Annotated in this window: 16 protein-coding genes; 5 read left to right on the top strand and 11 right to left on the bottom strand. The window is 62.2% G+C overall.

Annotated features, from left to right (window positions below):
* Positions 1–13: 13 nt before the first annotated feature.
* Complete coding sequence (locus BVH73_RS10575) at positions 14–1,477, bottom strand: leucyl aminopeptidase (protein ID WP_079418481.1); 1,464 nt, start codon at positions 1,475–1,477, stop codon at positions 14–16.
* A 105-nt stretch (positions 1,478–1,582) separates the two neighbouring features.
* On the opposite strand from BVH73_RS10575, the gene lptF reads away from it, so the two are divergent.
* The 4 genes from lptF to BVH73_RS10555 all read left to right on the top strand — a co-directional run bounded on the left by lptF (position 1,583) and on the right by BVH73_RS10555 (position 6,021).
* Positions 1,583–2,716, top strand: coding sequence for an LPS export ABC transporter permease LptF (gene lptF / locus BVH73_RS10570; protein ID WP_079420534.1), 1,134 nt, complete (start codon positions 1,583–1,585; stop codon positions 2,714–2,716).
* Positions 2,716–3,813 carry an LPS export ABC transporter permease LptG gene (gene lptG / locus BVH73_RS10565; RefSeq protein WP_079420533.1) on the top strand — a complete coding sequence of 366 codons (1,098 nt, stop codon included), beginning with the start codon at positions 2,716–2,718 and terminating at the stop codon, positions 3,811–3,813. Before lptF ends, lptG begins: the two co-directional genes overlap by 1 nt.
* A gap of 87 nt (positions 3,814–3,900) precedes the next feature.
* Positions 3,901–4,851, top strand: coding sequence for a CysB family HTH-type transcriptional regulator (locus BVH73_RS10560; RefSeq protein WP_079418479.1), 951 nt, complete (start codon positions 3,901–3,903; stop codon positions 4,849–4,851).
* 15 nt (positions 4,852–4,866) lie between these two features.
* Positions 4,867–6,021: a pyridoxal phosphate-dependent aminotransferase gene (locus tag BVH73_RS10555; RefSeq protein WP_079418477.1), complete on the top strand. Its 1,155-nt coding sequence runs from the start codon at positions 4,867–4,869 to the stop codon at positions 6,019–6,021.
* Here the strand turns inward: BVH73_RS10555 and gluQRS are convergent.
* From gluQRS to BVH73_RS10525, 6 genes are read right to left on the bottom strand one after another with little or no spacing between them, the layout of a single operon-like run.
* Complete coding sequence (gene gluQRS, locus BVH73_RS10550; RefSeq protein ID WP_154048473.1) at positions 6,018–6,926, bottom strand: tRNA glutamyl-Q(34) synthetase GluQRS; 909 nt, start codon at positions 6,924–6,926, stop codon at positions 6,018–6,020. The two genes, BVH73_RS10555 and gluQRS, sit on opposite strands and share 4 nt — an antisense overlap.
* A gap of 25 nt (positions 6,927–6,951) precedes the next feature.
* Complete coding sequence (locus BVH73_RS10545; protein WP_079418473.1) at positions 6,952–7,557, bottom strand: SCO family protein; 606 nt, start codon at positions 7,555–7,557, stop codon at positions 6,952–6,954.
* Positions 7,557–8,465, bottom strand: coding sequence for a heme o synthase (gene cyoE, locus BVH73_RS10540; protein WP_079418471.1), 909 nt, complete (start codon positions 8,463–8,465; stop codon positions 7,557–7,559). Before cyoE ends, BVH73_RS10545 begins: the two co-directional genes overlap by 1 nt.
* 20 nt (positions 8,466–8,485) lie before the next feature.
* The gene (locus BVH73_RS10535; RefSeq protein WP_079418469.1) at positions 8,486–9,649 is read right to left on the bottom strand and encodes a COX15/CtaA family protein; all 1,164 of its coding nucleotides are present in this window, start codon (positions 9,647–9,649) and stop codon (positions 8,486–8,488) included.
* Positions 9,646–10,296, bottom strand: coding sequence for an SCO family protein (locus BVH73_RS10530; RefSeq protein WP_245800318.1), 651 nt, complete (start codon positions 10,294–10,296; stop codon positions 9,646–9,648). The genes BVH73_RS10535 and BVH73_RS10530 overlap by 4 nt, the downstream gene beginning before the upstream one ends.
* A gap of 32 nt (positions 10,297–10,328) precedes the next feature.
* Positions 10,329–11,126, bottom strand: coding sequence for an SURF1 family protein (locus BVH73_RS10525; RefSeq protein WP_079418465.1), 798 nt, complete (start codon positions 11,124–11,126; stop codon positions 10,329–10,331).
* Between the two features lie 17 nt (positions 11,127–11,143).
* Between BVH73_RS10525 and BVH73_RS10520 the strand changes: the two genes are divergently transcribed.
* Positions 11,144–11,347, top strand: coding sequence for a twin transmembrane helix small protein (locus BVH73_RS10520; RefSeq protein ID WP_013106870.1), 204 nt, complete (start codon positions 11,144–11,146; stop codon positions 11,345–11,347).
* Positions 11,348–11,561: 214 nt separating this feature from the next.
* Here the strand turns inward: BVH73_RS10520 and BVH73_RS10515 are convergent, their stop codons facing one another.
* The 4 genes from BVH73_RS10515 to ctaD are packed head-to-tail and all read right to left on the bottom strand — an operon-like array spanning position 11,562 to position 14,470.
* The gene (locus BVH73_RS10515) at positions 11,562–12,422 is read right to left on the bottom strand and encodes a cytochrome c oxidase subunit 3 (protein WP_079418463.1); all 861 of its coding nucleotides are present in this window, start codon (positions 12,420–12,422) and stop codon (positions 11,562–11,564) included.
* Positions 12,423–12,433: 11 nt separating this feature from the next.
* Complete coding sequence (locus BVH73_RS10510; RefSeq protein WP_245800317.1) at positions 12,434–12,649, bottom strand: DUF2970 domain-containing protein; 216 nt, start codon at positions 12,647–12,649, stop codon at positions 12,434–12,436.
* Positions 12,650–12,704: 55 nt separating this feature from the next.
* Positions 12,705–12,830 (bottom strand): hypothetical protein, encoded by a 126-nt coding sequence (locus tag BVH73_RS16120; protein WP_281250811.1) that lies wholly within the window; start codon positions 12,828–12,830, stop codon positions 12,705–12,707.
* Between the two features lie 8 nt (positions 12,831–12,838).
* Positions 12,839–14,470 carry a cytochrome c oxidase subunit I gene (gene ctaD / locus BVH73_RS10505; protein ID WP_079418461.1) on the bottom strand — a complete coding sequence of 544 codons (1,632 nt, stop codon included), beginning with the start codon at positions 14,468–14,470 and terminating at the stop codon, positions 12,839–12,841.
* Between the last annotated feature and the right edge of the window lie 58 nt (positions 14,471–14,528).

Here is a 14,528-nt window from a genome sequence, read left to right as displayed (position 1 = left end):
TAGCGGACGGCGCTCATTGCACCTGCGAGAGCAGATAGCGCACCAGCAGCGGCACCGGACGCCCGGTGGCACCCTTGTTCGCACCGCTGTTCCAGGCCGTACCCGCGATGTCGAGATGCGCCCAGCGGTAGTCCTTGGCGAAACGCCAGAGAAAGCAAGCCGCGGTGATCGCGCCGGCCGGCCGACCGCCGATATTGGCGACATCGGCGAAATTGCTCTTGAGCGCGTCGGCGTAATCGGCCTCCAGCGGCATGCGCCAGCAGGGATCGAGCGTGGCGCGACCGGCATCGAGCAAGGCCTGGGCCAGCGCGTCGTCGTCGGTGAACAGGCCGCTGTTGACCTTGCCCAGCGCAATCACGCAGGCGCCCGTCAGGGTGGCGATGTCCACCACCGACTGCGGCTTGTAGCGCGCCGCATAGGTCAGCGCGTCACACAGGATGAGGCGCCCTTCGGCATCGGTGTTGAGAATCTCGATGGTCTGGCCCGACATGCTGGTGACCACATCCCCGGGCTTGACGGCGCTGCCATCGGGCATGTTTTCCGTGGCGGCGATCAGGCCGACGACATTGAGCTTCGGCTTAATCCGCGCGAGGGCCTCGAAGGCACCAAGAACGGACGCGGCCCCGCACATGTCGAACTTCATTTCATCCATCTCGGCGCCGGGTTTGAGCGAAATGCCACCGGTGTCGAAGGTCACGCCCTTGCCCACGAGCACATGGGGCGCATCCTTCTTGCCCGCGCCGCGATACTCGAGCACGATGAAACGGGGCGGCTGGGTCGAACCCTGCGCCACGGCGAGGAACGATCCCATGCCGAGTTTCTCCATCTCGGGACGCCCCAGCACCTTGCAGTCCAGGCCGTGAAACTTGGCCATCTTCTTCGCCATCTCGCCCAGATAGACGGGCGTGCAGTAATTGGGGGGCAGGTTGGCGAGTTCGCGGGTGAGCCGCACGCCGATGGCGACCGACTCGGCCAACTGCAGCGTGGCCTTCGCCTGGGCCGGCACCGCGTCGCCGCCCACGGCGCAGAGGTGGAGGGCTTCGAGCTGCGGCTGATCGGCGTCTTCCACCGTCCGCGTGGTGTCGTAACGGTAGAACACCTCGGAGAACACGGTGGGCGTGAGTTCGGCCATCGTGTCCAGCCCATTGAGCGAAAGCAGATGCGCCTGCTTCACCGGCAAGGTCTTGAGCCTATTGGCCGCGGCCTGCAGCGATTTCTTCCAGTCGCGCAGTTCAGGCTTGGCGGCCAGTCCCACCAGCAGCAGGCGGCGCGCCCCGACGACTGCGGGGCGGTGCAACAACTGGACACTGCCGGGTTTGGCCTTGAAATCGCCATCGACGGCGAGCTGGGCAATCAGGTCGTCAAGCGCCTCGGCATCGGGCAGCCCGCTGGCACCACGCCCTTCAGGGACGAAGACCACCAAAGCGTCGGTTTTGGTCTGCAGAGGCTTCTTGACGGCGGATATACTGAATTTCATGTTCAGGGTTCCTGAGTAAGTGTGGCATGCATTATTCCATCGTGCCCTGCTTGGCGCCCGCTATTGCGGCATGCCGCCCTCATCGCACCAGCCGCCCGTTTTTCCATGCTTCTCGATCTGACCCTGCGACGTGAAATGAGCCGCAATTTCGGCGGCGCATTCACCGTGCTGTTCACCGTGGTCATCACCCTGATGCTGATCCGCATTCTGGGTCAGGCCTCCGACGGCCAGGCCAGCCCGCAGGACGTGTTCCTGCTGATCGGCCTGACGGCGCTGAGCTATCTGCAGATCGTCATCACCCTGTCGCTTTTCCTGGCGGTGCTGCTCACCTTCACCCGCATGTGGCTGGATTCGGAGATGACCATCTGGCGCACCACCGGCGTCGGCCGGGTGCGGCTGATGAGCAGTGTGCTGCGCTTTTGCTGGCCGATTCTGCTGCTCATCGCAGCGCTCACGCTGTTCGCCTGGCCCTGGGCCAATCAGCAGTCCACGGCGCTGCGCACGCGCTTCGAGCAACGCTCGGACATCTCGCGTGTGGCGCCCGGCCAGTTCCGCGAGTCGGCTTCGGGCAAGCGGGTGTTTTTCATCGACAAGGGCGCGCAGGCCGGCGGCGTGGCGCACGACATCTTCATCCGCGACGACACCTCCGGACAGACCGTCCTGATCACAGCGCGCTCCGCGCAGGTGCAGCGCATCGACGGACAACCCTTCCTGGTGCTGCGCAACGGCAACCGCTACGCGCATACGCCCGGTCAGGCCAACTACACCATCACCTCCTTCGATGCCCTCGACATGCGTCTGGACGCCACCTCGGGCCTGAACAATATGGCGGATAACAAGTCGGGCCCGGTCAACTGGCTGACACAACCGAGCCGCAACGTACCGACGGAGTATCTGTTCAACCCCGCCATCCCCAACTGGCTGGGTGAACTGTCCTGGCGCCTGGGCGTGCCCTTCTCCGCCGCTCTGCTGGCCCTGATGGCGCTGCCGCTGTCCTCGGGTTCGGTGCGCACGGGGCGGGCGGGCAGCCTGATCAGCGCGATCCTGGTCTACCTGATCTATTTCAACCTGCTCAACGTGCTGCAGGGCTGGATCAGCGAAGGTCGGCTCAGTTTTTCAGGGGGATTCCTGCTGGTGCATGGTGGCGCCGCTTTGTTCCTGCTGCTGCTGATGCTCCGGGGCAGCGGCTGGCTGCACCGCCTGTGGCCAAGCCGGACGCGTTCGGAGGCCCACGCCTGATGCGCACCGTGCGCCGCTTTCTGCTGCTGCATGTGCTCAGCGCCGTAGGCCTGGTGACGCTGGCCTTTCTGGCGCTGCTGTTCTTCATCGACATGCTCAACGATCTGAGCAGTCTCGGCAGACCCGGTTTCAGTCTCAGCGGCACGCTGCTGCACGTGGCGCTGAGCATGCCGGGCCGCGCCTATGAGGTCTTGCCCATCGCCACTCTGGTCGGCGGCGTCTTCGCACTGGCCTCCCTGGCGGCAAGCAGCGAGTTCGTCATTCTGCGGATTTCAGGCCTGATTCCGCGCGCCGCGCTCGGACTCCTGCTCCAGCTGGCGGCGGCCCTGGTCATCACCTTGTTTTTCCTCGGCGAATGGCTGGCACCCGCGGCCGGCCAACTCTCTGCGCGCTTGCAGTCCGGGCAGGGCTCGGGCATCGGCACGCAACTCGCCTCAGGCATCTGGCTGCGCAACGATTCGGACCAGAGCGGCAATCAGACCGTCAACATCAGGGCCATCAATACCCGCGGTGATCTCACCGACGTGCACATCTACGTGCTCAATGCCCAGGCCCAGATCGCCGCCGAGCTGCATGCGGCCAGCGGGCGTTACGAGGGTGGCGGCACCTGGACGCTGCACGACGTCACCCGCACCGAACTCCCGCAGCAGACCGGGGCCGCGCTGAAGGTGAGCCAGTTGCCCAGCTATCGCTGGCAGACCTCGCTCTCGCCGAGCGTGCTCGGCGTGCTGCTGCTGGCGCCCGACAAAATGTCGGCCATCGATCTCTGGCGCTACATCCAGCATCTTCACGCCAACCACCAGGCCGCGGAGCGCTATGAGATCCAGCTCTGGAAAAAGCTGTTCTATCCCTTCAGCGCCGTGGTCATGCTGCTGCTTGCCCTGCCCTTCGCCTATCTGCATACGCGTTCGAAGGGCGTCAGTGGCAAGGTGCTCGTCGGCATCGTGCTGGGCATAGCGTTCATCCTGCTCAACACCCTGTTTTCAAGTCTGGGGCTGCTGGGCACCTGGCCTCCCGCCATCACCGCGGCCATGCCCATGTTGCTGTTTGGCGGGCTGGGCCTGATCGTGTTTGCCTGGCAGGTGCGATTCCGCTGAGATGAAACAGCCTGCGCGCCCACTGCGTTCGCCGCCCTTGCAGGGCACGACATCGCCAGAGGCGATACCTCTTCGCGCGGTCCTGAGATGAACCTGCACCAGTTCCGTTTTCTGCAGGAGGCCGTGCGCCGCAAGCTCAACCTCACCGAGGCGGCACGGGCGCTGCATACCTCGCAGCCCGGTGTCTCCAAGGCCATCATCGAGCTGGAGAGCGAGCTGGGCGTGGAGATTTTCAGCCGACACGGCAAACGCATCCGCAAGCTCACGGAGCCAGGGGTGGAGGTGCTGCGCAGTGTGGACATCATCCTGCGCGAAGTGGCCAATCTCAAACGCATCGGACAGGACTATGCGGCCCGCGACGCCGGCCAGCTCACGGTGGCGGCCACCCACACGCAGGCGCGCTACAAGCTGCCCTGGGTCATTGCCGAATTCCGCCGTCGCATGCCCGCCGTGCAGGTACAACTGCTGCAGGGCACGCCCGACCAGGTCGCGCAGGCCGTGCGCGAAGAGCGCGCCGACCTGGGCCTGGCCAGCGAGTCGCTGCTGGATTCGCCCGATCTGCTCACCCTGCCCTGCTACAGCTGGCAGCATCTGGCCGTCGTGCCGCACGGCCACCCTTTGTGCGATCGCGCCGAGCTCACGCTGGCCGAGCTGGCCACCTACCCACTGGTCACCTATGAGCCGACCTTTGCCGGACGACGCCAGATCGATGCGGCCTTCGCCCATGCGAATCTGCAGCCGCAGATCGTGCTCGAGGCGCTCGACTCCGACGTGCTCAAGACCTATGTCGAGCTGGGACTGGGTGTGGGCCTGATCGCGGAAATGGCCATTTCGCCCGAGCGCGATACCGCGCTGCGCGCCCTTCCGGCCGGCCACCTGTTCGGCCAGCAGCTCACGCGCGTGGCGTTCAAGCGCGGGGTCTTGCAGCGCAGCTTCGTGCCCCTGTTCACCGAACTCATTTCGCCGCGTCTGCCGCGCAAGCTCGTGGAACAGACCCTGCGGGGCGAGCTTGACGGGCAAGACGTGTTTTCCATCTGAGTGCACCCCGAGCCCATGCCCGCCCACACCCCACGCCTCGCATCCCGACTGCCGCAAGTCGGCACCACGATTTTCACCGTCATGTCAGCGCTGGCGCAGCAGCACGGTGCCATCAATCTCGGCCAGGGCTTCCCCGACTTCGCCTGCGACCCTCGACTCATCGACGCAGTGGACCAGGCCATGCGCCAGGGTGCCAACCAATATCCGCCCATGGCCGGTGTCCCTGCCTTGCGACACGCGGTGGCCGGCAAGATCGCCGCCCTTCATGGCGCTCAATACGACGCCGATACGGAAGTCACCATCACCGCGGGCGCGACCCAGGCCCTCTTCACCGCCCTGCTCGCCGTGGTGCATCCGGGCGATGAAGTCATCGTGCTCACGCCCTGTTACGACAGCTATCTGCCCAATATCGCCCTGTGTGGCGGAGTCGCGCGGACGGTTCCCCTGAAGACCGATTTCCGGCCGGATTTCGACGCCATTGCCGCGGCCATCACCCCGCGTACGCGCGCCCTGTTGATCAACAGCCCGCACAACCCCAGCGGCACGGTCTGGAGCGAAGCCGACATGCGGCAGCTCGACGCGCTGCTCGCCCCCACCGACATCGTGCTCATCTCCGATGAGGTCTACGAACACATGGTGTTCGATGGCGCCCAGCACCAGAGCGCCGCACGCTTTGTGGGCCTGGCCGCGCGCGCCTTCGTGGTCTCGAGTTTCGGCAAGACCTTTCATGTCACCGGCTGGAAAGTCGGCAGCGTCGCGGCCCCGGCGGCGCTCACCGCCGAGTTCCGCAAAGTGCATCAGTTCAACGTCTTCACCGTCAACACGCCCATGCAGCACGGCCTGGCCACCTATCTGGCCGATCCGGCGCCGTATCGCCAGCTGCCGGGTTTCTATCAGGCCAAGCGCGACCGTTTCCGCGCCGGGCTGGCAGACAGCCGGTTTGAGCTGCTGCCCTGTGACGGCAGCTACTTCCAGTGCGTGCGTTACGACGCCATCAGCGATTCGCCGGATGAGGCTTTCTGCCGCTGGCTGACCGAGTCGGTCGGTGTGGCCGCCATTCCCCTGTCGGCCTTCGAGCCCGACGCACGGCAGCGTGGCGTGGTGCGCTTTTGTTTTGCCAAGCAGGATGCCACGCTGGACGCGGCGCTCGCACGGCTTCGCACCCTCTAGGACCTGCAGACGTCCACGCTTTCGACCCAACGCGCCCGCCAAGCCTGAACCGCCTGCGCCAACAATTCAGGCAAGGTGCTGGAGCGTAGGTCCAGGCCCAGCACGGTCAGCGCGTCTCTCACGCTGTCCAGCCCAGGCGAGAAGGCCTCGGCCCCCTGCTGCTTGGAGAGTTTCTCGCCGTGCGCGTCCAGCACCAGCGGGGTGTGCAGGTAACGCGGCGTCGGCAGACCCAAAAGGCGCTGCAGCGCGATCTGCCGCGCGGTCGAGGTCGACAGATCCGCGCCGCGCACGACATCGGTCACGCCCTGCTCGCCGTCGTCCACCACCACGGCCAGCTGATAGGCCCAGGCGCCATCGGCGCGCTTGAGCACGAAGTCGCCCGACTCCAGACTAAGGATCTGCGATTGCGTCCCCAGTCGGCGGTCGAACCAGTTCAGTGGCCGCTGGGCATCGTCGGGCAGGCGCACACGCCAGGACCGGGGGCTGCGTCCGTGCAGCCCGGTGCGACAAGTGCCAGGGTAGATCGCCTCGTGGCCGCGCGCGGGAAGGCGGTTCTGTGCGGCCAGCACGGCAAGTATGTCCGACCGGGAGCAGCCGCAGGGATAGGCGCACTCGGCCTGGACGAGCGCATCGAGCGCCCGTTGATACAGCGCTCCGCGCTGTGACTGCCAGACCGGCGGACGATCCGGATGCAGGCCGCAGGCGGCGAGTTGCTGGAGGATGGTCTGGGCTGCGCCAGAGATGTTGCGGGTGAAATCCACATCCTCCACCCGCACCAGCCAGATGCCGCCCTGCGCCCGCGCGTCCAGCCATGACGCCAGCGCAGCGACCAGCGAGCCCGCATGCAGCGGGCCGGTGGGCGACGGCGCAAAGCGCCCCGTGTAAGTCAGTGGGAATGTCGTCATGCCAGTGGTCACTGGCGACCCGGGCTCAATGCCCGTCAAGCAAGGCGTTGATGTCCTGCGCCAGATCCTGGGCGGTCACACCCTCACGCTCGAACAGGCGGATCTTGCCTTGGGGATCGAACACGTAAAAGCCCGCCGTGTGATCCATGGTGTAGCTTCCCGGCGTCTTGCCAGGCACTTTTTTGTAGTACACCTTGAAGTTCTTCGCCGTCAGAGCGATCTGTTCAGGCGATCCGGTCAGTGCCAGAAACGTCGGATTGAAGTGCGTGACGTAGGCCTTGAGAATCTCCGGCGTATCGCGCTGCGGGTCGACCGTGACGAACAGGAACTGCACATCCTTGGCTTTCTCGCCCAGATCGTCCATGGCTTGCGCCACCACCTGCAGGGAGGCCGGGCAGATGTCCGGGCATTGCGTGTAGCCGAAGTACATCACCACGACCTTGCCGGCAAAGTCCGCCAGGGTGCGTGGCTTGCCATTGAAGTCCGTCAGGGAAAAACCGTCGGCATACGGCACACCGGTAATGTCCACGCCGTGGAAAACATAAGGCTTGCTGCAGGCGGCCAGCACCACGGGCGCCAGCGCGGTGGCGAGTAGAAGAGAGCGGCGCGCAGCAGAAAAACGCTTGGACATCAGATGAAATGCAGAGGCAGGTAGTGGTCCACCAGCAAGGCGGCGAAGAGCAGCGAAAGATAAAGGATGGAATAACGGAAGGTTTTGCGCGAAAGCAAGTCGCTGTAGTTGCGCTTGAGTGCCCAGGCATAGGCGATGAAGATGCCGTCGAGCACGACTGCGCTGGCCAGGTAGATCAAACCGCTCATGCCCAAGACGTAAGGCAGGAAGGTGACCGCCGTGAGCAGCAGCGTGTAGAGCAGGATCTGCGTGCGGGTGAACTCCGAGCCGTGTGTGACGGGCAGCATGGGCAGCCCGGATTGCTTGTAATCCTCCACCCGGTAAAGGGCCAGTGCCCAGAAGTGCGGCGGCGTCCACAGGAAGATGATGAGAAACAGCAGCATCGCCTCAACCGAAACATGGCCACTGACGGCCGCCCAGCCGAGCACGGGCGGCATGGCCCCCGACGCGCCGCCGATGACGATGTTCTGCGGGGTGGCCGGCTTGAGAAAGAGGGTGTAGACCACCGCGTAGCCCACAAAGGTGCCGAAGGTCAGCCACATGGTCAATGGGTTGACCTGGGTGTAGAGCAACCACATGCCGGCCGCGCAAAGCACGCCGGAGAAGGTGATGATGGCTGCTGCGCCCAGTTCACCGTTGGCCGATGGCCGCCAGGCGGTACGGCGCATCACGGCATCGATTTTCTGCTCGACCAGACAGTTGAACGCGGCGGCCGCACTGGCCACCAGCCAGATGCCCAGGGTGCCGAACAAGACTGGCTGCCAGGCCGGCAAAGTCGGCTCGGCGAGGAACATGCCGATGACGGCGCAGAAGACGATGAGCTGCACCACCCGGGGCTTGGTCAGCGCGTAGAGCTGAGAGGCCACGCGGGCAGGGCTGGGCGAATTGTTGAGAACTTGATGGTCCATGAAAATCTCCGCGCCGAGGCTCAATGTTTGGGCAGGGGTTGGGCCGCAGTCACTTTGACGAAGGCCGAACCGAGGGATTCCGAGGGTGCCTGGCTGCGCACGGTGGCACTGACACGATAGATGCCCGTCACGAGCAACAACATCAAGATGGCGGATCCCCCGTTGTGGGCCACCGCGATCAGGATGGGATGGCCTTCCGTGACCAGCGTAATGCCGAAGATCACTTGCAGCACCAAGGCAAAGGATATCCATCCGGCAAGACGGCGCAGCGCGGGATGACGCCACAGTGCCGCCACGGCGGCAAGCACCGCCATGGTCGTCACAATGGCAAAAAGACGATGACCCCATTGAATGGCAACCAGCGCCGCCGTGGTGATGGGCGATCCGTCCGCGTTCTCACCGAGGTGACGCCAGAGCGTGAAGCCCTGCTCCCAGTTGACCGTGGGATCGAAACTGCCGTTGCAAGTGGGAAAACCGCTGCAGGCCAGGGCTGCATAGTTGGTGCTGGTCCAACCGCCGAGGAAAATCTGAATCCCGACCGTGATCATGGCGATCCAGAGGATGGTACGTGTCAGCGTTCCGGCATTCACGCTGATCAGATCGGCCCTGTTTCGCATCCAGAACCAGGCCAGCAGCAGCAGCAGGATGACGCCGCCCATGAGGTGCAAGGTGACGATGAGCGGAATCAACTGCATCGTGACCGTCCACTTCCCGAACAGACCCTGCAGCAGCACCCAGAAGAAAAGGGCGACCGGCAGCCCAAGCTTGATGTCCTCGCCGTGACGACGCGCCCAGGCGGCGCGCGCCAGAAGCACCATGATCAGCGTGCCGATGATGCTGCCCGCATAGCGATGAATCATCTCGACCCAGGCTTTGAACGGGCTGACATTCCCTTGCGTGCCGCCCTGCTCCTGTACGGCTTGCGCGATCTGCGCGTGCGCCTGGATGGGAGAGAACTTGGCATAGCAGCCAGGCCAGTCCGGACAACCCAGCCCCGAGTCGGTGAGCCGCACATAAGAGCCGAACATCACCAGATCGAGTGTGAGAAACACCAGCACCGCGGTGAGCTTGGACCAGCGCATTTTCAGCCCCATCCAGAACACGCCGATCAGCACCACAACCCAGACCAGCGCCTGCACCCAGTGCAATGAAAACTGCCAAATAGCATTGCTCGCGACATTCATTGCACCGACTCCACATGCTTGAATTTGATGCCCGCATTGTTGTAGAGCAGCTTGGCGAGCACGCGCCTTATCTTCGTCGGGTCGGGATTGGCGGGAAACTGCATCATCAGGTGACCGAAGGGATCGACCAGCCAGGTCGGCCCCTGGAGCTGCCCTGCCTCGTTGGGAAGCCAGGCCGCCAGCTGCTTTTGATGGCCGCGCAGGATGAGGGTGCCTTCGGCCGGCTCCGCCACGCCAGGATTGATCGGCGCGTCATCCGTCACCAGCCAGACGCGCACGATCTGGTCGCGATTGTCGCCCTGGGCAATGCGGATTTGCCGCATGTAAAACAACGATTGCTGACACTGCTTGTCGCATGCCCCCGGGGCCGCCATCACCATCAGCCAGTAACCCTCCAGACGCCTGAGGCTGTAGGGTTTGCCGTCCAGCGTTTTCAAGCTCAAGTCAAGCGGAATGGGGCGCTGGGGCTCGACCAACGCGCCATAAGGCGGCTTGCCTGATGGGTGCACGACGTAGAACAGAAAAAACGCCGCCACGATGGGAGCGGCTGACATGGCGAGCAGAAGCCACAGCGTGAACAGCGACCGGGGCTTGCGCGCAGGGGGCTGTGCAGGGGGGGTGAGGCTGGAGGTCAAGGGGGAACTCACGATCGATGCGTCAATAAGCGTCAATAGGGCGGTCAAAAGTTGCGTGGCATGGCTTGATCCAGAGCCTTACCCGATGCCCGCGCCTTGCGCAGACGTCGATAGAGAAAGTAAATCAGCAGCACCATGCCGGTGGCGCTCATCCCGAACCACTGCGCGGCATAGCCGTAGTTCGTGTCGATCCCCGTATTCGCGGCCGGCCACTGCCTGCCAAGCCCGTCCTTCAGATCACCCGACTGACGCAGCACATACGGCAACAGCTTGATGTGATGAAAGGCCGCGTACTTCTCAAGGTTTACATTTTGCCGGATCACCTGACCCGGCTTCTCGGAGAAGAACGAAAACCATTCTGAAGGCGGTGGCGCGATAAGTCCATCGATGGTCGTCAATCCTTGCGGCGTTTGGTACTGCGCGATCAGGTCCATGGCCTGGAAATTCCGTGGAATCCAGCCGCGCAGCACCATGACGTACCGATCGCTGCCTGCAAGTTTGAGTGGCGTCAGTACCCAGAAGCCCGTCTGCTCATCTTGCTGGCGATTCTGCAGGTAGATCGTCCAGGGGCTGGCATACTCGCCGACGGCCCTGGCGCGACGCCACAGGTCGTGGCTAAGCTTGATGTCCGCTTGTCCGACCTGCAGCGGATGCGCCTTCTCGCGCTGATCCATTTGCAGATTCAGGGCCTCTTTTTCATGGGCGCGACCGAGTTGCCAGAAACCCAGGGACATCGTCACACCAATCACCAACAGCCCCAGAATGATGATCAGCAACTCCTTGGGGCCAAAAGCTTTCTCGGGCTTCGCCACGCTGGAATCTGAGGTAATCTGCTTCGTCATTTGCACAGGCTCACACCATGAAAATCCTGATCCCCATCGCCTTTTTGCTCATCATCGGGAGCCTGTTTTCCGGCCTGTTCTTTGTGATGAAGGATAAAGGCAAAAGCAATCGCGCCGTGTATGCACTGACTTTCAGGGTTGGCTTCTCGGTCTTGCTATTTTTGATTCTGATCATCAGTTACAAAATGGGGTGGATTCATCCCCATGATGTCGGACAGTAAGCCCTAGGAAGGGTGTTCAAAATCCCTTGCGCGCATCGCATCCTGGTTTGGGCAATCTGCGGCACTGGTTTTCTTTTCCGCTGTTTGGGCTAGGGCTACAAATCCGCCCTTCAGCCCACCGCGCAGCCAGGCACGCTGCATCACAATGAATTTTGAACATCCTCACTAAGAAAAATGCGCCGCTTCTGCGGCGCATTTTTCTGCCTGGCTCACATCAGAGCCAGTAGACCAGCACATACAGCAACAACCAGACCACGTCGACGAAGTGCCAATACCAGGCAGCGCCTTCGAAAGCAAAATGATGATCTGCGGTGAAGTTGCCCTTGATCAGTCGAATCAACACCACAGTCAGCATGGTTGCGCCGAGGAACACGTGAAAACCGTGAAAACCGGTCAGCATGAAGAAGGTCGATCCGTAGATGCCGGAGGTCAGTTTGACCCCTTCGACGGTGTAGGCGTGGTGATATTCATAACCCTGCATAAACAGGAACACGACACCCAGCGCAATGGTCAGCGCCAGCCAGAAAATGGCCTTGCCACGATGCGCGGCACGCAGCGCGTGGTGGGCGATGGTCAGGGTGACACCGGAACTCAAAAGCAGCGCGGTATTGATGGTCGGAATGGGCCAAGGACCGAGTGCCTCATGCAGGGAGGGAATCAATCCGCTAGGGCCGGTGGAGGGCCATGTCCCTGTGAAGTTGGGCCACAGAATCTTGCTGTGGAGTGCCGAGAGATCAGGCAAAGAAAACTCTCGCGAGTAATACAGTGCACCGAAGAACGAGGCAAAGAACATCACCTCGGAGAAGATGAACCAGGCCATGCTCCAGCGATAGGACGTATCCACACGCTGGTTGTGCTTGCCCGCTTCGCTTTCGCCGATGGCCTTGCCAAACCAGCTAAACACGATGTAGACCACCCAGAGAAAACCTGCGAGCAGCAGCCACTCCATGTGCGGCACACCGTTGAACCAAAGCCCGGCGCCAAACGCCATGGCCAGCAAACCCATAGCGGTCAGCACCGGGAATTGCGATGGCCCAGGCAGAAAATAGCCGTGGGGCTGGGTTGAAGATGCCATATTGCCTCCTGTTATGTGCGCGCGGCGCTCGAAATCACAAAATTGACAATCAAAATCAGTCCAACCACAAACACCAATGCGGCGAGTAAACCTGCCGCGATGATGTGTTCGGGTCTTGCATGCTCAAAATCTTTACTTCGCTCACTGGATTTTCGTATGCCGGCAAAAGACCAGAGCACCGCCACCAGTGCACGCAGGAAAGAGGGCCGAGGGGGTTGGCTCAACACACACTTTCTTCAGGGCAGAATCGCAGCAGGCACAGGCCAACTGCGATCCCTCGTATCAAAAACCTAGAACCTTCGCTTTGATCAGATAACCGACGTAAATCGCCAGAGCGATACTCACCATGATCATGGCCGTCTTGAAATTCTGGCGGCGTTTTTCGGGAGGCAGCTGGCGATTACTCATTTCAGATCTCAGTTGTAGCCCAGAACGCGCGTGGCATCGGCATTCAGCTTGGGCGGAGTTTCAAAGGTATGGAACGGAGCCGGGGAAGGAATTTCCCATTCCAGGCCTTCAGCACCTTCCCAAGGACGCTGAGGCGCTTTCTCACCCTTGCCACGCAACACCGGAATCACCACGGCAAACAGGAAGTAGGCCTGCGACAAACCGAACAGCCAGGCACCGATGGTAGAAATCTGGTTGAAGTCGGTGAACTGCACCGGGTAAGCCACATAACGGCGCGGCATACCCGCCAGACCCAGGAAATGCTGCGGGAAGAAGGCGATGTTGAATGAGATCATCGAAGTCCAGAAGTGAATCTTTCCGGCGGTCTCGTTGTACATCACACCGCTCCACTTGGGCGCCCAGTAATAGAAGCCCATGAAAATGCCGAACAGTGAACCGGCGACCAGCACATAATGGAAGTGGGCGATCACGAAGTAGGTGTTGTGGAGTTGGGTGTCGATCGGCACCATGGCCAGCATCAGACCGGTGAAGCCGCCCAGGGTAAACACGAAGATGAAGCCGACAGCAAACAGCATCGGGGTTTCAAACGTCATGGAACCGCGCCACATGGTGGCCACCCAGTTGAACACCTTCACCCCGGTGGGCACGGCGATCAGCATGGTGGCGTACATGAAGAACAACTGGCCGGTCGTGGGCATGCCGGCGGTGAACATGTGGTGCGCCCAGACCAGGAAGGACAGGATGGCGATGGAGGCCGAGGCATACACCATCGAGCTGTAGCCGAAGAGCCTCTTGCGGGCAAACGCAGGAATGACCGAGCTGACGATGCCGAAGACCGGCAGAATCATCACGTAGACCTCGGGGTGCCCGAAGAACCAGAACAGGTGTTGGTACAGCACCGGGTCACCGCCTCCGGATGCACTGAAGAAGCTGGTGCCGAAATGGCGGTCGGTCAGTGTCATGGTGACAGCGCCAGCCAGCACGGGCATGATGGCCAGGAGCAGGTAGGCGGTGATCAGCCAGGTCCAGACGAACAGCGGCATTTTCATCAGCGTCATGCCAGGGGCGCGCAAATTCAGAATCGTGACGATGATGTTGATGGAGCCCATGATCGACGATGCGCCCATCAGGTGGATGGCGAAAATCACCAGATCCATGCCCATGCCCTGCTGAATGGTCAGCGGAGCGTAAAGCGTCCAACCCACGCCGGGAGCGCCGCCCGGCACGAAGAACGAGGCGGTGAGCAGAATGGCCGCAGGAATCAGCAGCCAGAAGCTGAGATTGTTAAGACGCGGGAAGGCCATGTCGGGCGCGCCGATCTGCAGCGGGATCATCCAGTTGGCGAAACCTACCAACGCGGGCATGACCGAGCCGAAAATCATCATGATGCCGTGCATCGTCGAGAAGGCATTGAACAACTCGGGGTTCAGCAGCCACACATAGGGCTTCCACAGCTCGGTGCGGATGCCCAGGGCAAGAATGCCGCCCTCGAACAACATCCACAAGGCGAACAACAGGTACATCGTGCCGATGTCCTTGTGGTTGGTGGAGAACAGCCAGCGGCGGATGCCGTGGGGATGTTCGTGTGCATGGTCACCAGCGTGAGCTGATGGCGGGGCGTGATCGATGACTGCGCTCATGGTGCCTTCCTTTCCTGCCATTCCAGAAAATGTTGATACGTCGTTCTATGCGTTGAGT

This window comes from Thiomonas intermedia (assembly GCF_002028405.1).
Lineage (GTDB): Bacteria > Pseudomonadota > Gammaproteobacteria > Burkholderiales > Burkholderiaceae_C > Thiomonas > Thiomonas intermedia.
Note: the sequence above shows the minus strand (reverse complement) of the source record. Positions and strands in the feature narration are given on the sequence as shown.